The sequence below is a fragment of the Pseudomonas sp. GW456-12-10-14-LB2 genome (assembly GCF_002884345.1).
Lineage (GTDB): Bacteria > Pseudomonadota > Gammaproteobacteria > Pseudomonadales > Pseudomonadaceae > Aquipseudomonas > Aquipseudomonas paraglycinae.
Window position 1 is genome coordinate 20514 of the sequence record NZ_POHV01000030.1, and the last position, 19336, is coordinate 39849.

General features: G+C 62.2%; 16 protein-coding genes. 5 read left to right on the forward strand and 11 right to left on the reverse strand.

Annotation, left to right across the window (positions count from 1 at the left end):
- The first annotated feature begins 3 nt into the window (after positions 1 to 3).
- The 4 genes from emhB (at position 4) to C1X29_RS20120 (ending at position 7156) form a co-directional block, all read left to right on the forward strand.
- The gene (gene emhB, locus C1X29_RS20105; RefSeq protein WP_085748206.1) at positions 4 to 3168 is read left to right on the forward strand and encodes an efflux RND transporter permease subunit EmhB; all 3165 of its coding nucleotides are present in this window, start codon (positions 4 to 6) and stop codon (positions 3166 to 3168) included.
- Positions 3165 to 4625, forward strand: coding sequence for an efflux RND transporter outer membrane subunit EmhC (gene emhC / locus C1X29_RS20110; protein ID WP_102718199.1), 1461 nt, complete (start codon positions 3165 to 3167; stop codon positions 4623 to 4625). The genes emhB and emhC overlap by 4 nt, the downstream gene beginning before the upstream one ends.
- Positions 4626 to 4913: 288 nt before the next feature.
- Positions 4914 to 6173, forward strand: a complete 1260-nt coding sequence (locus tag C1X29_RS20115) for an OprD family porin (RefSeq protein WP_102718200.1) — start codon at positions 4914 to 4916, stop codon at positions 6171 to 6173.
- Positions 6174 to 6340: 167 nt separating this feature from the next.
- Complete coding sequence (locus C1X29_RS20120; protein WP_102718201.1) at positions 6341 to 7156, forward strand: methyltransferase domain-containing protein; 816 nt, start codon at positions 6341 to 6343, stop codon at positions 7154 to 7156.
- 51 nt (positions 7157 to 7207) lie between these two features.
- Here C1X29_RS20120 and pcaC read toward each other — a convergent pair whose 3' ends face one another.
- From pcaC to pcaR, 11 genes are all read right to left on the reverse strand, one after another.
- Positions 7208 to 7600 carry a 4-carboxymuconolactone decarboxylase gene (gene pcaC / locus C1X29_RS20125; protein WP_041070503.1) on the reverse strand — a complete coding sequence of 131 codons (393 nt, stop codon included), beginning with the start codon at positions 7598 to 7600 and terminating at the stop codon, positions 7208 to 7210.
- Between the two features lie 10 nt (positions 7601 to 7610).
- Positions 7611 to 8402, reverse strand: a complete 792-nt coding sequence (gene pcaD, locus C1X29_RS20130; protein WP_085702658.1) for a 3-oxoadipate enol-lactonase — start codon at positions 8400 to 8402, stop codon at positions 7611 to 7613.
- A 12-nt stretch (positions 8403 to 8414) separates the two neighbouring features.
- Positions 8415 to 9779, reverse strand: coding sequence for a 3-carboxy-cis,cis-muconate cycloisomerase (locus C1X29_RS20135; RefSeq protein WP_102718202.1), 1365 nt, complete (start codon positions 9777 to 9779; stop codon positions 8415 to 8417).
- Between the two features lie 46 nt (positions 9780 to 9825).
- Complete coding sequence (locus C1X29_RS20140; RefSeq protein WP_102718203.1) at positions 9826 to 11121, reverse strand: MFS family transporter; 1296 nt, start codon at positions 11119 to 11121, stop codon at positions 9826 to 9828.
- A gap of 190 nt (positions 11122 to 11311) precedes the next feature.
- Positions 11312 to 11878 carry a protocatechuate 3,4-dioxygenase subunit alpha gene (pcaG, locus tag C1X29_RS20150; protein WP_102718205.1) on the reverse strand — a complete coding sequence of 189 codons (567 nt, stop codon included), beginning with the start codon at positions 11876 to 11878 and terminating at the stop codon, positions 11312 to 11314.
- Between the two features lies 1 nt (position 11879).
- A complete protein-coding gene (gene pcaH, locus C1X29_RS20155) occupies positions 11880 to 12584 on the reverse strand; it encodes a protocatechuate 3,4-dioxygenase subunit beta (RefSeq protein ID WP_011332820.1) in 705 nt (234 codons plus the stop codon).
- A gap of 35 nt (positions 12585 to 12619) precedes the next feature.
- Entirely contained in the window at positions 12620 to 13825 is a 1206-nt protein-coding gene (gene pcaF / locus C1X29_RS20160; RefSeq protein WP_173940201.1) for a 3-oxoadipyl-CoA thiolase, read from the reverse strand.
- Complete coding sequence (locus C1X29_RS20165; RefSeq protein WP_085612381.1) at positions 13822 to 14601, reverse strand: CoA-transferase subunit beta; 780 nt, start codon at positions 14599 to 14601, stop codon at positions 13822 to 13824. The genes pcaF and C1X29_RS20165 overlap by 4 nt, the downstream gene beginning before the upstream one ends.
- Entirely contained in the window at positions 14601 to 15458 is an 858-nt protein-coding gene (locus tag C1X29_RS20170; protein WP_003222404.1) for a CoA transferase subunit A, read from the reverse strand. Before C1X29_RS20170 ends, C1X29_RS20165 begins: the two co-directional genes overlap by 1 nt.
- A 280-nt stretch (positions 15459 to 15738) precedes the next feature.
- Positions 15739 to 17085 carry an MFS transporter gene (locus C1X29_RS20175; RefSeq protein ID WP_011332817.1) on the reverse strand — a complete coding sequence of 449 codons (1347 nt, stop codon included), beginning with the start codon at positions 17083 to 17085 and terminating at the stop codon, positions 15739 to 15741.
- Between the two features lie 295 nt (positions 17086 to 17380).
- Positions 17381 to 18223, reverse strand: a complete 843-nt coding sequence (pcaR, locus tag C1X29_RS20180) for a pca regulon transcriptional regulator PcaR (protein WP_007917109.1) — start codon at positions 18221 to 18223, stop codon at positions 17381 to 17383.
- Positions 18224 to 18864: 641 nt separating this feature from the next.
- Between pcaR and C1X29_RS20185 the strand changes: the two genes are divergently transcribed.
- Complete coding sequence (locus tag C1X29_RS20185) at positions 18865 to 19065, forward strand: hypothetical protein (protein WP_007957826.1); 201 nt, start codon at positions 18865 to 18867, stop codon at positions 19063 to 19065.
- Positions 19066 to 19336 lie beyond the last annotated feature (271 nt).

The window sequence follows — 19336 nt, forward strand, 5'->3', positions numbered from 1 at the left end:
TCCATGTCAAAATTTTTCATCGACCGTCCGATTTTCGCCTGGGTAATTGCCCTGGTGATCATGCTGGTCGGGGCACTTTCGATCCTGAAACTGCCGATCAACCAGTACCCGAGCATTGCGCCACCGGCCATTGCGATCTCCGTGACCTACCCGGGTGCTTCGGCACAGACGGTTCAGGACACCGTGGTCCAAGTGATCGAGCAGCAACTCAACGGTATCGACAACCTGCGTTATGTGTCCTCGGAAAGTAACTCCGACGGCAGCATGACCATCACCGCGACCTTCGAGCAGGGCACCAACTCCGACACCGCGCAGGTCCAGGTCCAGAACAAGCTGAACCTGGCCACCCCGCTGCTGCCGCAGGAAGTGCAGCAACAGGGTATCCGCGTGACCAAGGCAGTGAAGAACTTCCTGCTGGTGATCGGCGTGGTGTCGCGTGACGGCAGCATGACCAAGGACGACCTGTCCAACTACATCGTGTCGAACATGCAGGACCCGATCTCGCGGACCGCCGGTGTCGGTGACTTCCAGGTCTTCGGTGCCCAGTACGCGATGCGCATCTGGCTCGACCCGGCCAAGTTGAACAACTTCAACCTGACCCCGGTCGACGTGAAAACCGCGATTGCGGCGCAGAACGTCCAGGTGTCGTCCGGTCAGCTCGGCGGCTTGCCTGCCGTGCAGGGCCAGCAACTGAACGCCACGATCATCGGCAAGACCCGTCTGCAGACCGCCGAGCAGTTCAAAGAGATTCTGCTCAAGGTCAACAAGGACGGCTCGCAGGTTCGCTTGAAAGACGTCGCCGACGTCGGCCTGGGTGGCGAGAACTATGCGATCAGCGCCCAGTTCAACGGCAGCCCGGCTTCCGGTCTGGCGGTGAAACTGGCCAACGGCGCCAACGCCCTCGACACTGCAAAAGCACTGCGCAAGACGATTGACGACCTCAAGCCGTTCTTCCCGCAAGGCATGGAAGTGGTGTTCCCGTACGACACCACCCCGGTGGTGACCGAGTCGATCAAAGGCGTGGTTCACACCCTGGTCGAAGCGATTGCGCTGGTGTTCCTGGTGATGTTCCTGTTCCTGCAGAACTTCCGCGCCACGGTTATCACCACGATGACCGTGCCGGTGGTATTGCTCGGTACGTTCGGCATCCTCGCGGCGGCCGGTTTCAGCATCAACACCCTGACCATGTTCGGTATGGTATTGGCCATCGGCTTGCTGGTGGACGACGCCATCGTCGTGGTGGAAAACGTCGAACGGGTGATGAGCGAAGAAGGCTTGTCACCGAAGGAAGCGACCAAGAAATCCATGGGCCAGATCCAGGGCGCCCTGGTCGGTATCGCCCTGGTACTGTCGGCGGTATTGCTGCCGATGGCGTTCTTCAGCGGCTCCACCGGTGTGATCTACAAGCAGTTCTCGATCACCATCGTGTCGGCCATGGCGTTGTCGGTACTGGTCGCGCTGATCTTCACCCCGGCGCTGTGCGCCACCATGCTCAAGGCGATTCCGCACGGTGAGCACGGCACGCCGAAAAAGGGTTTCTTCGGCTGGTTCAACCGCAACTTCGACCGTGGCGTCAACAGCTACGAGCGCGGTGTCGGCAACATGCTGTCGCGCAAGGCACCGTATCTGCTGGCGTACCTGCTGATCGTGGTCGGCATGATCTGGCTGTTCACCCGCATTCCGACCGCTTTCCTGCCGGAAGAAGACCAGGGCGTTCTGTTCGCCCAGGTGCAGACGCCAGCCGGTTCCAGTGCCCAGCGCACTCAGGTGGTGGTGGATGAAATGCGTGAATTCCTGCTGCGTCCGACCAAGGATGGCGGTGAAGGCGACGCGGTAGCCTCGGTGTTCACCGTGACCGGCTTCAACTTCGCCGGCCGTGGCCAGAGCTCGGGTATGGCGTTCATCATGCTCAAGCCGTGGGACGAACGTAACGCCGACAACAGCGTGTTCAAACTCGCCGCCCGCGCCCAGCAGCACTTCTTCAGCTTCCGCGATGCGATGGTGTTCGCCTTCGCCCCGCCAGCAGTACTGGAGCTGGGTAACGCCACCGGTTTCGACGTGTTCCTGCAGGACCGCGCCGGTATCGGTCACGAGAAGTTGATGGCTGCACGCAACCAGTTCCTCGGCATGGCCGCGCAGAGCAAGGTGCTCACCCAGGTCCGTCCGAACGGTCTGAACGACGAGCCGCAATTCCAGCTGGAAATCGACGACGAGAAGGCCAGTGCCCTGGGCATTACGATCTCCGACATCAACAACACCCTGTCGATTGCATTGGGCAGTAGCTACGTCAACGACTTCATCGACCGTGGTCGGGTGAAGAAGGTGTACGTGCAGGGCCGGCCAGACTCGCGCATGAGCCCGGAAGATCTGAAGAAGTGGTACGTGCGCAACGCCTCCGGCACCATGGTTCCGTTCTCCGCGTTCGCCAAGGGCGAGTGGATCTACGGTTCGCCGAAGCTGGCGCGTTACAACGGCGTTGAAGCGGTCGAGATCCTCGGTGCCCCGGCGCCGGGTTACTCCACCGGTGAAGCGATGGCCGAAGTCGAGGCGATTGCCAAGAAACTGCCGGCCGGCGTGGGTATCTCGTGGACCGGTCTGTCGTACGAAGAACGCCTGTCCGGCTCGCAGGCTCCGGCGCTGTACGCCCTGTCCCTGCTGATGGTGTTCCTGTGTCTGGCGGCGCTGTATGAAAGCTGGTCGATTCCGATCGCGGTCATGCTCGTGGTACCGCTGGGGATCATCGGTGCGCTGATGGCCACCAGCCTGCGCGGTCTGTCGAACGACGTGTACTTCCAGGTGGGTCTGTTGACGACCATTGGTCTGGCGGCTAAAAACGCCATTCTGATCGTCGAGTTCGCCAAGGAATTGCACGAGCAGGGACGCAGTCTGCGCGATGCGGCCATCGAAGCCTGCCGCATGCGTCTGCGACCGATCATCATGACGTCGCTGGCCTTCGTCCTCGGTGTTGTACCGTTGGCTATCTCCACCGGCGCAGGCTCGGGCAGTCAACACGCGATCGGTACCGGCGTGATTGGCGGTATGCTCACCGCAACGATCCTGGCGATTTTCTGGGTTCCACTGTTCTTCGTCACTGTGTCGTCCATGGGTCAGCGCAAAAACGCCGGCAAGGATGACGCCATAGAAACTCCTAAAGAGGCTGGCCAATGAGCAAGTCGCTACTCTCCATCGCAGTCGCCGCCTTCGTGCTGAGCGGTTGCTCGCTGATACCGGATTATCAGCAGCCGGAAGCACCGGTGGCCGCGCAATTCCCGCAGGGCCCGGCGTACTCGCCGGCCCAGGCGCCGGCGCAGGCCGCTGCCGAGCAGGGCTGGAAGCAGTTTTTCCATGACCCGGCCCTGCAACAGCTGATCCAGGTCGCCCTGGAAAACAACCGCGACCTGCGTGTCGCGGCGCTGAACATCGACGCCTATGCGGCTCAATACCGCATCCAGCGCGCCGACCTGTTCCCGGCCGTGTCGGCCAATGCCAGCGGCAGCCGTCAGCGGGTTCCGGCCCGTGCGTCGCAGACCGGTGAGTCGAGCATCACCAGCTCCTACTCCGCCACCGTCGGCATCAGCGCCTACGAACTCGACCTGTTCGGTCGGGTTCGCAGCCTGAGCGAACAAGCGCTGCAGCAATACTTCGCCACCGAAGAAGCGCGCCGCAGCACCCAGATCAGCCTGGTGGCCAGCGTGGCCAACGCCTACCTGACCTGGCAGGCCGACAAGGAACTGCTGAAGCTGACTCAGGACACCCTCGGTGCCTTCGAGGAAAGCTACAAGCTGACCAGCCGCAGCAACGAAGTCGGTGTGGCTTCGGCGCTGGACCTGGCGCAGTCGCGTACTTCGGTTGAGAACGCCCGGGCACAACTGGCGCGTTACACCCGCCAGGTCGCCCAGGACGAAAACAGCCTGACCCTGCTGCTCGGCACCGGCGTACCGGCCAACCTGCAAGCGGCCAAACCGCTGTCGGATGACCTGCTGGCCGACGTGCCGGCCGGCCTGCCGTCGGATCTGCTGCAACGTCGTCCGGACATCCTTCAGGCCGAGTACAACCTGAAGGCGGCCAACGCCAACATCGGCGCGGCCCGTGCAGCGTTCTTCCCGAGCATCAGCCTGACCGCCAACGCGGGCAGCCTGAGCCCGGACCTGTCCGGCCTGTTCAAGGGCGGTTCGGGCACGTGGCTGTTCCAGCCGCAGATCAACCTGCCGATCTTCAACGCCGGCAGCCTGCGCGCCAGCCTCGACTACGCCAAGATCCAGAAGGACATTGGCGTGGCGAACTACGAGAAGTCCATTCAAACGGCCTTCCAGGAAGTCGCCGACGGCCTGGCAGCGCGCCAGACCTACACCGAGCAATTGCAGGCCCAGCGTGATTTCGTCGCCGCCAACCAGGATTACTACCGCCTGGCCGAGCGTCGCTATCGCATCGGCGTCGACAGCAACCTGACCTTCCTCGATGCCCAGCGTCAGCTGTTCAGCGCGCAACAATCGCTGATCACCGACCGCCTCGCGCAACTGACCAGTGCGGTCAATCTGTACAAGGCCCTGGGCGGTGGCTGGAATGCGCAGACCGCGCAGAACGAGCCGCTTAAAGAAGAAGCGCCGAAGATGAAGCTGTTCTGATCATCCGGTGAACACAAAAAGCCCGCCGATTGGCGGGCTTTTTGTTGCCTGCCAATCTAGCGTTCGATAATCGCCCGAATTCCACTTTCGCCGATTGAATCGCCTCGCTCGCGCCCCGCACCATTCGAGCCACAAAACCAATAACAACAGGTTCGACACCATGCTCCCGCGCCCTGCTCCATCCGGCTGACCGCCGCCGCTCGCCCCCTGATTCCATTGAATTCCTGCGCCTCAGAAACGGCCGCAGCGCCCCCGTTCGCCCCAAAAAAACAAGAGAGACCCGAGCCCATGACAACCTCCCCTGCGCCCTACGCACTTCCCGGCCTGATCGCCCTCGCCCTGGCCGGCATCGCGCTGCCCGCTGCGGCTGAAGAAGCCGGTTTCATCGAAGGGGCCAAGGTCAACCTGAACCTGCGCAACTTCTACATCAACCGCAACTTCACCAACCCGACCAAGGCTCAGGGCAAGGCTGAAGAGTGGACGCAGAACTTCATCCTCGACGCCAAGTCCGGTTTCACCCAAGGCACCGTCGGGTTCGGCCTGGATGTGCTGGGGTTGTACTCGGTGAAGCTCGATGGCGGCAAAGGCACCGGCGGCACGCAACTGCTGCCACTGGATCATGACGGTCGCCCGGCGGACAACTTCGGCCGCACCGACGTCGCGTTCAAGGCGAAGCTGTCGCAAACCGAAGTGAAGGTCGGCGAATGGATGCCGGTGCTGCCGATCCTGCGTTCGGACGACGGCCGCTCGCTGCCGCAGACCTTTCGCGGCGGCCAGATCACCTCGAAGGAAGTCGATGGCCTGACCCTTTACGGCGGCCAGTTCCGCGCCAACAGCCCGCGCGACGACAGCAGCATGAGCGACATGTCGATGACCGGCAAAGCCGCCTTCACCTCCGACCGCTTCAACTTCCAGGGCGGCGAATACGTATTCAACGACAAGCGTACCCAGATCGGTCTGTGGAACGCCGAGCTCAAGGACATCTACAGCCAGCAATACGTCAACCTGATCCACAGCCAGCCAATCGGCGACTGGACCCTCGGCGCCAACCTCGGCTTCTTCTATGGCAAGGATGACGGCAGCGCCCGCGCCGGCGAACTCGACAACAAGACCTGGTCAGGCCTGTTCTCGGCAAAATACGGTGGCCACACCTTCTACGTCGGCCTGCAGAAACTCACCGGCGACAGCGCCTGGATGCGCGTCAACGGCACCAGCGGCGGCACCTTGGCCAACGACAGCTACAACGCCAGCTACGACAACGCGCAGGAACGCTCCTGGCAGGTCCGCCACGACTACAACTTCGTTGCCCTGGGCATCCCCGGCCTGACCCTGATGAACCGTTACATCAGTGGCGAAAACGTGCACACAGGCACCATCACCGACGGCAAGGAATGGGGCCGCGAATCGGAACTGGGCTACACCGTGCAGAGCGGTGCGCTGAAGAACCTGAACGTCAGATGGCGCAACTCGACCATGCGCCGCGACTTCAGCAACAACGAGTTCGACGAGAACCGCCTGATCGTCAGCTATCCGATCAGTTTGCTCTAAGCCGCCTGTCCGAATGGCTGGCGTTACGCCAGCCATCATTTAAAGTGGAAAAACCTGAAGGACTCAGGTGCTCCACCCTCTTCGCTTCCGTTATCTGTTGATGTCGGTCCCCAAGACTTGGCCAGGTTGTCATCGGAAGACCCTGCTGATCACCGGAGGACGACCTCATGATCACCCGACTCAAACCGGCTCCCGTCGACAAAGACTGGGACGCCCGGGCGTACCAGCAGTTTTCCCGTCTCAGGCAACAACCGGTCGATGAATTGCTCGGCCGTGTCGACCTGCACAATCCTCAGCGCATTTATGACCTCGGTTGCGGCACCGGGATTGCCACCAAGGTTCTGGCCGATCGCTGGCCGCAGGCAGATATCAAAGGCATCGACAGTTCGAAAGACATGCTTGAGGTCGCCCGTTGCCTGCCGATCAAGGCGCGCTGGCAACACGCCGAGCTGCAACACTGGAAACCCCGCAAGCCGGCCGACCTGTTGTTCGCCGCGGCCGTGCTGCATTTCATCGATGACCATCGAACGCTGTTGCCGGGACTGCTTCGCCACCTCAACCCCGGCGGGTGCCTCGCCGCGCACATGCCGGACTGGCGTGATGCGCTGTGGTATCAGCTGATGCTCGACACCCTCAAAGATGCCGGCCCCTGCGGCCGCCCCATCGGCACTGCGCAATTGCGCCAGCGCATGGCCGCGCGGACGTTGTTGTCGCTGGAGGATTACTACCGGCTGCTGGCTTCGCGGACCCAGTCGCTGGATATCTGGGAAACCGAGCAGTTGCAGGTCGTGCGCGGAAGCTCACCGATTTATGACTGGGTAAAGGTCTCGGCGCTGCGGCCGGTGATGCAGGGACTGACGTCAGAGGAACAGGCGCGCTTCATCTATCACTACCTGAGGCGGGTGCATGCGCATTATCCGCAGGAGGAAAATGGCCATACGTTGTTTGCGTTCAAGCGGATTTTCATTGTTGCCAAGGTGTGATTTTCAAAGGATCGCAGCCAGTTGAAGACTGCGATCCCTTGAGTTCAACGATCACTCGCGGGATTCGATACCCAGCTCATCCCACACCGACTCGGCCAGATGAAAGGTCGCATTCGCCGCCGGAATCCCGCAGTAGATCGCACTCTGCATGATCACTTCCTTGATCTCGCCTCGGCTCACGCCATTGTTCGCCGCTGCGCGAAGGTGCAACTTCAGTTCACCTTCGCGGTTCATGCCGATCAGCATGGCGATGGTGATCAGGCTGCGGGTGTGGCGTGGCAGGCCCGGCCGGGTCCAGATGTCGCCCCAGGCGTGACGGGTGATCATCTCCTGGAACTCCGAGTTGAACTCGGTCAGCGTGGTCAGGCTGCGATCGACGTGAGCGTCGCCGAGCACCGCGCGGCGCACTTGCATGCCGTCGTCATAACGTTGTTTCTCGTCCACGGAAATCCCCTCAATCGGCCAGCAAAAAGGTCAGCACGCGGTCGCTGAATGCGTCGCCGGCCTGAACGTTGGAAAGGTGCGCCGCATAAAACTCGGCGTACTCGGCGCCGCGCACATGCTCCTGAATGAAGTGCCCGCCGGACGGTGGCGTCACCGCATCTTCGGTACCGGCGATCACCAGCAGCGGCGCCGTGATCGACGCCAACTGCTCGCGGAAATCCGCATCGCGTACCGCTGCGCAGTTGGCGGCGTAACCTTCAGGATTGGTCGCGGCCAGCATGTCGGTGATCTGCTTGGCGGCTGCCGGGTTGGCGGCGGAAAAGTCCGGGGTAAACCAGCGGGCAATCGATGCATCACGCAACGCAACCATCGCCGCCGGGCCGTCGCGCAGCACGGTTTCGATGCGCGGATTCCACACCGACGGATCGCCGATTTTTGCCGCGGTGTTGCAAACGATCAGTTTGTTCAGACGTTGGCCGGCATTGATCCCCAGCCACTGGCCGATCAGGCCGCCCATCGACAGACCGCAAAAATGCGCGCGTTCGATGTGCAGCGCATCCAGCAGCGCCAGCACGTCTCGGCCCAGTTGCTCAATGCTGTAAGGGCCCGGTGTTACCAGCGACTGGCCGTGCCCGCGCGTATCAAAACGCAGCACCCGAAAGTGTTCGGTGAAGGCCGGCATCTGCACGTCCCACATGTGCAGGTCGGTGCCCAGCGAGTTCGACAGCACCAGCACCGGCGCATCGACCGGGCCTTCCAATGTGTAATGCAGTTCGCCATCGGCGAGTTGAACGAAAGCCACAGCCCTCTCCTTTCAGTCAGACAATGCGTTGTGTTCGGCCACCGCACGCTCGACCCAGACCTGCGCCTGTCCGAGGTAATGGGCGGGATCGAGCAGATGATCCAGTTCGGTTGCGCTCAGTTCGGCGGTCACCTGCGGCTCGTCACCGAGGACCGCTCGCAGGTGACGCTGTTCGGCCACCGCTCGTTTGCAGCATTGTTCGAGCAGATGATGCGCGGTGTCGCGGCCGACCCGTTGCGCGAGCACGATGCTTACCGCTTCGGCCAGCACCAGACCTTGAGTCAGTTCCAGGTTGCGAGCCATGCGTGCGGCATCGACTTCCAAACCGTCGGCCAGCAGGCGCGCCTGTTGCAGCGCGCCCGACACCAGGCAGCAGATCTCCGGCAGGGTTTCCCATTCGGCATGCCACAAACCGAGACTGCGTTCGTGTTCCTGGGGCATGGCGCTGAACAGTGTCGACACCAGCCCCGGCACGCGGGTGGCGGCGCCGATCAGCACCGCCGCGCCCACCGGATTGCGCTTGTGCGGCATGGTCGAAGAACCGCCCTTGCCCGGCGCCGACGGCTCGAACACTTCCGCCGCTTCGGTCTGCATCAACAGGCTGATGTCGCGGCCGAACTTGCCGAGGCTGCCGGCGATCAGACCGAGCACCGCGCCGAACTCGACGATGCGATCGCGCTGGGTGTGCCAGGGTTGTTCCGGCAGGGTCAGGTGCAGTTCTTCGGCCAGCGCCCGGGCAATCGGCAACGCCTGTTCGCCGAGCGCCGCGAGGGTGCCGGACGCGCCGCCGAATTGCAGCACCAGCAGTCGCGGTTTGAGCTCGCGCAGACGCTGACGGCTGCGCGTGATCGCACCGAGCCAACCGGCGATCTTCATGCCGAGCGTCACCGGCGTCGCATGTTGCAGCCAGGTACGTCCGGCCAGCGGCGTCGCGGCGTGGCGCTGCGCCTGAATGGCGAGGGAGTCGGCGAGTTGCGCCAGCTCCTCTTCAATCAACGCCAGCGCCTGACGTACTTGCAGCACCAGCCCGGAATCCATCACGTCCTGGCTGGTGGCGCCCAGATGTACATAGCGCTCGGCTTCGGCATTGGTCGCGGCAATCTGTTTGCCCAACGCCTTGACCAGCGGAATCGCCGAATTGCCGGCCGTGGCAATCGCCTCGCCCAATGCCGCGAAATCAAACAGCCCGGCGCGGCAGGCATTTTCAATCGACGCGACAGCACCCGCCGGAATCAACCCGACCCGCGCTTCGGCCCGGGCCAGCGCCGCTTCGAAGTCGAGCATCGCCTGCACCCGGCCCTGATCGCAGAAAACGTCGCGCATATCGCGGGCAGTAAAGTAGGCATCGAACAATTGATTGCCCGGTCGCTGAGTCATAAACAGTCCTTGCCGGCGCGGGCCGGTGTGGCCCGCGCACATCGGTTTAAAGGTCGTGGTGCAAATACTTCGCTTCTTTGGGCAGGCGCAGGCTGAACAGGAACGCCACGGCCATCATGATCGTGACATACCAGTAGAACGCGTTTTCCATCCCGCCGGCCTTGAGGCTCAGGGCGACGTATTCTGCCGAACCACCGAAGATCGCGTTGGCCACCGCATACGCCAGACCAACGCCGAGGGCGCGGACTTCCGGCGGGAACATCTCGGCTTTCACCAGACCGCTGATCGAGGTGTAGAAACTGACGATCGCCAGCGCCACGGTGATCAGCACAAAGGCCAGGAGCGGGCTGCCGACACTTTTCAGGCTGAGCAGGATCGGCACTGTGAACAGCGTACCGAGGCCGCCGAACCAGAGCATCGAGTTACGCCGGCCGATCTTGTCGGCGAGCATGCCGAACAGCGGCTGCATGCACATGTACAGGAACAGAGCGCCGGTCATGATGTAGCTGGCGGTCTTGGCGTGCATGCCGGCGGTGTTCACCAGGTACTTCTGCATGTACGTGGTGAAGGTGTAGAAAATCAGCGAGCCGCCGGCGGTGTAGCCGAGCACGGTAATGAACGCGGCCTTGTGGTCGCGGAACAGGGCGCGGATGCTGCCGGCGTCCTTGTTCTCGCGCATTTCCTTGCTGGTGGTTTCTTTCAGCGAGCGGCGCAGGAACAGCGAAATCAGCGCAGCGGCCGCGCCGACCACAAATGGAATCCGCCAGCCGTAGGCACGCAACTCTTCTTCGGACAGAAACTGTTGCAGGATCACCACCAGCAGCACCGCCAGCAGTTGCCCGCCGATCAGGGTCACGTACTGGAACGAGGCGAAGAACCCGCGCTGGCCCTTGAGCGCGACTTCGCTCATATAGGTCGCGGTGGTGCCGTACTCACCGCCCACCGACAGGCCTTGCAGCAAGCGCGCGAACAACAGCAGCAGCGGCGCCCAGACGCCGATGTCCTTGTAGGTCGGCAGACAGGCGATCAGCAACGAGCCGAAGCACATCATCAGGATCGAGATCAGCATCGAGTTCTTGCGCCCGTGCTTGTCCGCGACCCGGCCGAAAATCCAGCCGCCGATCGGTCGCATCAGGAACCCGGCGGCGAATACGCCTGCCGTGTTGACCAGCTGCACCGTGGGATTGTCGGAGGGGAAGAACGCCGGGGCGAAATAGATCGCGCAGAAGGCGTAGACGTAGAAGTCGAACCATTCGACGAGGTTGCCGGACGACGCGCCGACAATGGCAAAGATGCGCTTGCTGCGCTCTTCACCGGTGTAATGGGAGGTGAGGGTTGTCATTGTTTTTCACTCGATAGGGACAGTGAGAGTCTAGACACACTTTGCAACAGTCCCGTTCCACATCCTGTACTGACCGTTCCCACGCAAACGCATTCGGCGCCTCGACGTTGATCGTTCCCACGCTCTGCGTGGGAATGCCGCCATGGACGCTCCGCGTCCACTGTGACGCGGAGCGTGGGAACGATCATTCTCAGTAATCGAAGAATACGGTTTCCGCATCAGTGCCCTGTAGAATCACATTCCACTGATAAACCCCCGCCGCATCCGGCTTCGCCAGCAACGTATCGCGGCGCTCGGCCGGTACGCATTCGAGCAGCGGATCATTGACGTTCGCCGGATCGCCTTCGAAGTAGATCCGCGTCAGCAAGTGCTTCACCAGCCCGCGCGCAAACACCAGCACCACCAGATGCGGCGCCTGGGTCGAGCCCTTCAGGCCTTCGACCGTGCCCGGCTTGATGGTGGTGAAACGGAAGCGCCCTTCGGCGTCCACCGGCACCCGGCCGAAACCTTCGAAATTCGGATCGAGCGGCTTGGCCTGCTCGTCTTCCGGGTGATCGTATTTGCCGGCGGCGTTTGCCTGCCAGACTTCGAGCATGGCGTCGTTGACGACATCGCCGTTGCCGTCCACCACTTGCCCGCTGATCGCCACGCGCTGGCCGAGGGTCAGTTCGTTGGCGAGGTTTTCACGGTTCAGCCAGGTCAGGCCGATGTGGTAATACGGCCCGACGGTGTGGGACGTGGTCGCAGTCAGGGTCATCTCATTTCTCCATCGGCGTGGCTTCGCGGCCGCGCAGCACGATGTCCCAGCGATAAGCGAGGGCGTAGGACGGAATGGTTTTTTCCAGATCGAAAGCGGCGATCAGGCGTTCCTTGGCCGAGGTGTCCGGCACGCAGTTATAGATCGGGTCGTAGGCCAGCAGCGGGTCGCCCGGGAAATACATTTGCGTGACCAGGCGCGTCAGGATGCTCGGTCCGAACAACGAGAAATGCACGTGCGCCGGGCGCCAGGCGTTGTGGTGGTTGCCCCACGGATAGGCGCCGGGCTTGATGGTCTGGAACTGATACCAGCCGTCGGCGTCGGTCACAGTGCGGCCGGTGCCGGTGAAGTTCGGGTCCAGCGGTGCGTCGTGCAGGTCACGGGCATGGTTGTAGCGACCGGCGGCGTTGGCCTGCCAGATCTCCACCAGAATCCCCGGCACCGGCAGGCCGTCTTCGTCGAGCACACGCCCGTGAATGATGATCCGCTCGCCGAGCGGTTCACCCTGATGCTGGGCGGTCAGATCGTTGTCGGTGTCGGCCACTCGCTCGGCGCCGATGGTCGGGCCGGTGATTTCCGACAGCGAATGCGGCAGAAACACCAACGGCTTGGACGGCGAGCGCAGATTGGTGGATTGATAGGTCGGGTGCAGGTACGGCGGCTGGGTGCCTTCCTGCGGGCGGCGGTAACCAGGCTTGTCAGTCATTTCGCTTTCCTCTGTTCTTTTCATCACGGCTTGCGTCAGACGCGTTCGATGGCCAGGGCCAGACCCTGGCCGACACCGACGCACATGGTCGCCAGACCTTTCTTGCCACCGGTCTTTTCCAGCTGATGCAGCGCGGTCAGCACCAGACGCGCGCCGCTCATGCCCAACGGGTGACCGAGGGCAATCGCGCCGCCGTTCGGGTTGACCTGGGCCGCATCGTCCGCCAGCCCCAGTTCGCGCAGCACCGCCAGACCCTGGCTGGCAAACGCTTCGTTGAGCTCGATCACATCGAAATCGCTGACCGCCACGCCGAGGCGTTCGGTGAGTTTGCGCACCGCTGGCACCGGGCCGATGCCCATCACCCGTGGCGCGACCCCGGCGCTGGCCATCCCGAGCACTTTGGCGCGGGCGGTCAGACCGTGTTTTTTCACTGCTTCGGCCGAGGCCAGAATCAGCGCGGCAGCACCGTCGTTGACGCCCGAAGCATTGCCGGCGGTGACGGTCTTGTCCGGGCCGTTGACCGGTTTCAGTTTGCTCAGCGCTTCAATCGTGGTATCGGCGCGGGGGTGCTCGTCCTGGCTGACCACGGTTTCGCCCTTTTTGTGGGCGATCCGCACTTCGACGATTTCCTCGGCGAAGTAGCCGGCAGCCTGGGCAGCGGCCGTACGTTGCTGACTGCGCAGGGCGAAAGCGTCCTGATCCTCGCGGGAAATTTCGTAGTCGTCGGCGACGTTGTCGGCGGTCTGCGGCATCGCGTCGACGCCGTACTGGGCCTTCATCAGCGGGTTGATGAAACGCCAGCCGATGGTGGTGTCTTCCAGCTTCATGTTGCGCGAGAACGCCGCATCAGCCTTGCCCATGACGAACGGTGCACGGGACATCGACTCGACACCGCCGGCAATCGCCAGCTCCATTTCGCCGCTAGCGATGGCGCGGAACGCCGTGCCGATCGCGTCCATGCCCGACGCGCAAAGGCGATTGAGGGTGACGCCCGGAACACTGTCCGGCAGACCGGCCAGCAACAGCGCCATGCGTGCCACGTTGCGGTTGTCTTCGCCGGCCTGGTTGGCGCAGCCGAGGAATACTTCGTCGATGGCGCTCCAGTCCACCGACGGGTTGCGCTCCATCAGGGCCTTGATCGGCACGGCGGCCAGGTCGTCGGCGCGAACAGCCGCCAGACCGCCACCGAAACGGCCGATGGGGGTACGAATCGCATCGCAGATATAAACGTCGCGCATCATGCTTCTCCCGGTGCCTGGCCGTGGGCCGCTGCGGTGCGGGCTTCGAGATCGCGCAGGGCGGTCAGTTCGACTTCGGTCGGTTCGGCGGTGGTGTCAACGTTGTCGGCAAAACGGATGGCCCAACCGGTAGCGGCGACCACTTGCTCGCGGGTCACGCCCGGGTGCAGTGCGGTGACCACGAATTCATGGGTGCCCTCTTCCGGCTCCATGATGCACAGGTCGGTGATGATCCCGACCGGGCCGGCGCCCGGCAGGCCCAGACGTTTGCGCGAATCGCCGCCCTCGCCATGGCCGACCGAGGTGATGAAATCGAGCTTGTCGACAAACGAACGCGCCGACTGTTTAAGGATGATCAGCACGCTTTTGGCGGAACCGGCGATCTCCGGCGCGCCACCGGCACCCGGCAGACGCACTTTCGGCTGGTGATAATCGCCGACCACGGTGGTGTTGATGTTGCCGAAACGGTCGACTTGCGCTGCGCCGAGGAAACCGACGTCGATGCGCCCGCCCTGCAGCCAGTAGCGAAAAATCTCACCGGTCGGCACGACCGTGTCTGCGGTTTCTGCCAGTTCGCCGTCACCGATGGACAGTGGCAATACGCTGGGTTTGGCGCCAATCGGACCGGATTCGTAGATCAGCACCACGTCCGGCGACGAGGTCAGGCGCGCCAGGTTGGCGGCTTTCGACGGCAGGCCGATGCCGACGAAGCACACCGAGCCGTTCTTCAGGCGACGGGCTGCGGCGACAGTCATCATTTCATTGGTGGTGTAAGTCATTACTTGGCCTCCGAAGCAGCGGCCAACTTGGCCTGGAACTCGCTGAAGTCAGCGCAGCCATGGATGTATTCGTTGATCCACGCGGTAAACGTCTCACGGTCGCGGGCGATCGGATCCCACGCCTGATAGAAACGGTTGTCACGTTCGGTGTAACCGTGGGCGTAGGACGGATGCGCGCCACCGGGTACATGGCAGACCGCGCTCAAGGCCCAGGTCGGTAGCACGCAGGCGTTCATCGGCGCGTTGAGGTTGTCGACGATTTCTTCGACGGTGACGATGCAACGCTTGGCGGCCAGTGCGGCTTCTTTCTGCACGCCGAGGATGCCCCACAGCAGCACGTTGCCCTGACGGTCGGCCTTCTGGGCGTGGATCACGGTCACGTCCGGACGCACCGACGGCACCGCCGCCAGCACTTCACCGGTGAACGGGCACGTTACGGATTTGATCAGCGGGTTGACCTTCGGCAGGTCGGAACCGGCGTAGGCCCGCAGTACCGCGAACGGTAGGCCGGAGGCGCCGGCGACGTAGGCATTGGCCAGGTCGGCGTGGCTGTGTTCTTCGATTTCCAGCGCATGCGGCCATTGCTTCTCGACCGCGTCGCGCAGACGGTGCAGCGAACCCACGCCAGGGTTGCCGCCCCAGGAGAAGATCAGCTTGCGTGCACAGCCGGCGCCGATCAGTTGGTCGTAGATCAGGTCAGGCGTCATCCGCACCAGGGTCAGATCTTTCTTGCCCTGACGAATGATTTCATGACCCGCCGCCGTAGGGATCAGGTGAGTGAAACCTTCGAGCGCGACGGTGTCGCCGTCGTTGACGAATTGCTTCACCGCGTCGTGCAGCGAAAGGATCTCAGCCATGGAGCGGGCTCCCGTTTTTGTAATGAATCGCCAGTGATAAAAAGGCGCGAGGTTCTGCGCCGGAGTCACTGAAGATTAAGCCGCTGATTTTCGCCAAACAATCCGATAATCGACTGAGTGTTCGTTTATCGAACAGATTGTTATCAACCTATCGTTCCGTCACTGATCGTTCCCACGCTCTGCGTGGGAATGCAGCCCGGGACGCTCCGCGTCCTTCCGGAGCCGAGCGCGAAGCAACCTCTGAAGCCAGTTCGACGAGGGAACGATCCTGCAATGAAACTCAGGTCGCGTCCGCGTGACTGACCAGGCCCTTGATCACCACCGCTGCCGTGGCCAGCCCGGCCGGAATCACCAGCGCCGTCAGCACCTGCTCAAAATTCCAGCCCAACCCCAGCAGGGTCGCGCCCATCCACGCCCCGAGAATCGCGCCAAACCGGCCGATCCCGAGCATCCACGACACACCGGTCGCCCGGCCCTGCGTCGGATAAAACCGCGCCGCCAGCGACGGCATCGCCGATTGCGCACCGTTGACGCACATGCCCGCCACCAGCACCAGCGTCGCCAGCAGCGTGATGTTGCCCAGGCTCTGCCCCACGGCGTAGGCAAACACCCCGGCCAGCAGGTAGAAAATGCCGATGACCTTGTGCGGATTGAACCGGTCCATCGCCCAGCCTACGCCGACCGCGCTCAACACCCCGCCGAACTGGAACAATGCGCCGATAAACGCTGCCTGCTCCATGCTCGCGCCACTGTCGCGCATCAGGGTCGGCAGCCAACTGGTCAGCAGGTACACGATGACCAGGCCCATGAAGTAGGTCAGCCACAGCAGCAACGTGCCGACGCTGTAGGTGCCCGAGAAAATCACCGCAAACACGTTGCGCGCTTTGACGGTTTTCTGTTCCGGCACGCTGAAACTCGCGGCCTGCGCGACGATGGCAGGATCAATGGGTGCGAGGGTCTTGCGCACCTTGTCGGTGCCGCGATTGCGCACCACCAGATAACGCGCCGACTCCGGCAGCCAGAGCAGCAGCACCACGGTGAGGATCAGCGGCAGGATCCCGCCGATCAGCAACAGGCTGTGCCAGCCGAATGCCGGGATCAACTTGGCCGAGATGAATCCGCCTCCGGCCATGCCGAGGTTGAAGCCGCAGAACATGCTGGTCACCAGCAGCGACTTTTTACGCTCGGGGGTGTATTCCGACAGCAGCGTGGTGGCGTTCGGCATGCCGGCGCCCAGCCCCAGACCGGTCAGGAAACGCAGCACCAGCAGTTGATCAACATTGGTGGCGTAGGCCGACGCCAGACTGAAAGCACCGAACAGAAACACCGCGCCGACCAGTACGACTTTTCGCCCGAAGCGGTCAGCCAACGGCCCGGAGCCCAACGCGCCGAAGACCATACCGATGAGCGCGGCGCTCATCACCGGGCCGAGGCTGGCGCGGTCGATGCCCCAGTCCTGGGACAGGGCCGGCGCAATAAAACCCATGGCCGCGGTGTCGAGGCCATCGAGGAACACAATCAGGAAACACAGAATCACCACTCGCCATTGATAGCGCGAGATCGGTTGGGCATTGATGAAGGACTGCACATCGAGGCAGTGACCTACAGCGGACTGAGGCTGGTTCATTATTTTTATTCCACGCAAGAAAACGCAGTCGAACGGCGGCCGGCCAGAGAGCGGCACGGTCACAACTATATAAGGAAGAAATCAGGCGTTGCGCTAATACTGGCAACAGGAACGGGAGCGGCGACAGTCGGGGAACGTGCGCATGGGAAGTTGCCTCTTGTCATTATTATGAGAGTCGACAATCCGGCGGGCTCATTCACATTCGCGCCGGATGACGCTGCCGCGACATTAATGATCCGGGGGTTTTAGCGTCAATTCGATAAACGCAACTCTGTGCGTTTATCGAACAGCTTCATCAGGCAAACAATTGCGCACTGAGGTCGCGGCTGGCGCTCAACAGACCCGGCAGAAAGCGCTGCTCCAGCTCGGTGCGGCTGACGCGACCGGCGTGGGTGCTGACGTTGAGCGCGGCCACTACCTGGCCGGAAGCGTCGTAGACCGGCACGGCAATCGAACGCAGGCCCTGCTCCAGTTCCTGATCGACGATGCACCAGCCCTGCTGCCGCACTTCCTGCAGGCATTCGAGCAAGGCGTCAGGGGTGTGAATCGTGCGGCTGGTCTTGGCCACCAGTTCGGCGTGGTCGAGGTATTCGCGCAGCGAGGTGTCGTCCAGCGCCGCCAGCAGAATCCGCCCCATGGACGTGCAGTACGCCGGCAAACGCCCGCCCACCGAGAGGTCCACCGAAATCAGACGCTGAGTGGTGGCCGAACGGGCGATGTAGAGAATGTCGTCGCCTTCCAGCGTGGCCATGTTGCAGGCCTCGTGCAGTTGCTCGCTCATGCGGTCGAGGTACGGCTGGGCCGAGACCGCCAGCGGCGTCGAAGACAGATAGGCGTGACCGAGCGTCAGCACTTTCGGCAGAAGCGAATAAGTGCGCCCGTCGGTGGTGGCGTAGCCGAGCTTGATCAGCGTGTGCAGGCAACGGCGCACGGCGGCGCGGGGAATTTCCGTGCGATGGCTGATCTGGGCGATGGTCAGGTGGCGCTTGCGCTCCTGAAACGCCTGCACCACCGCGAGGCCACGGGCCAGGGAGGTCATGAAATCCGGATCGCCGGTCAGGGCCTGGATACGCTTGGCCGGCGAAGCGACGATCGGCGGCGCTACCGAGGTGAAGGAATTGCGCATTTGATCGTTCATGTCGGGTCCTTGTTCTTGTTCGGATCAACGGCTATACAAGCGGCTCGCTGGCGGATACACAAGCGACAGACCGCCAACACCGGGCGATTATCGAACCGTCGACCGATAATCGCAATCGCCCTCGTCTCCTCGTTAAGGCGGTGCGGAACGGATTTGAACTTGGAACGCCGGTGCGGTTTAAGCGCCTTAGTTGTCCGACTAAATGGCGCCAGAAATCAAACACTGCGCAACGACGATGCAACTATTGATGAAAGTTGCACGTCACAAAACAATCACACATTCAGAACCGTTTTTAACTTGGCAAAGATAGGCAATCCCGATTCGGCCGCTATAATGCACCTTAGTGACACCGCGCTTTTATTTGCCGACGGTGCCACCCGCTGGCGCGATGTCCATCGCTGCCGGCCCCGGCCAGCGCCTGATGCTCATTACTCATGCACCGCCAGCGCGCTCGCTGAAACAGGAAACTGATGCTGCGTCAGTTTTAATCTGGTGCCGTAGCCGCCTGCAACATGGAAGTCCTGACCGTCTTCCCGACAACAACGCTGCCTGTCCGGGCAAGCGCTTGTTGATGAACCGGTTAAATGATTCGTTGCAGTGCGTTTCACCAGACATTTATCTCAACTCATACAGGTAGCACTGTGACGAAAGACGAACTGCGCGCGGAACTTGAGCGCCAGGAACAACGTTACAAGGAAGTTTACGGCGGGGAAGTCACCACCTACGCCGCCCAGCCCGAACCAGAACGCAAAGCCTGGCGAAAACGCCCTACCGTTCAGGATCAGGTCTTCCAGCAAGAACTGAAAAAAATGGAAGAGGAACTCAAAGCCGAAGAGCCGTGATGCCTTCCTTTGAGACTTTCGAGGGTAAGCGTACTCACCGGGTTACAAGCACGGTGGACTGACGATGCCTTGCGCGCCCGCTACCCGCGGGCAGCGGCCAACTCCCCTGTATTGCACAGGTCTGGAGCATGTCAGACGCGTTTCTCAGATATTTCATACAAGTTTCACCCCCCTCCCGACAACCGGCCAATCCGCCGGCGTCTCGCATTTTTATCAATGGAATCAACACCTTGCAAAACCCTTCAAAAAGCTTGGGTAATGCACCTTGATA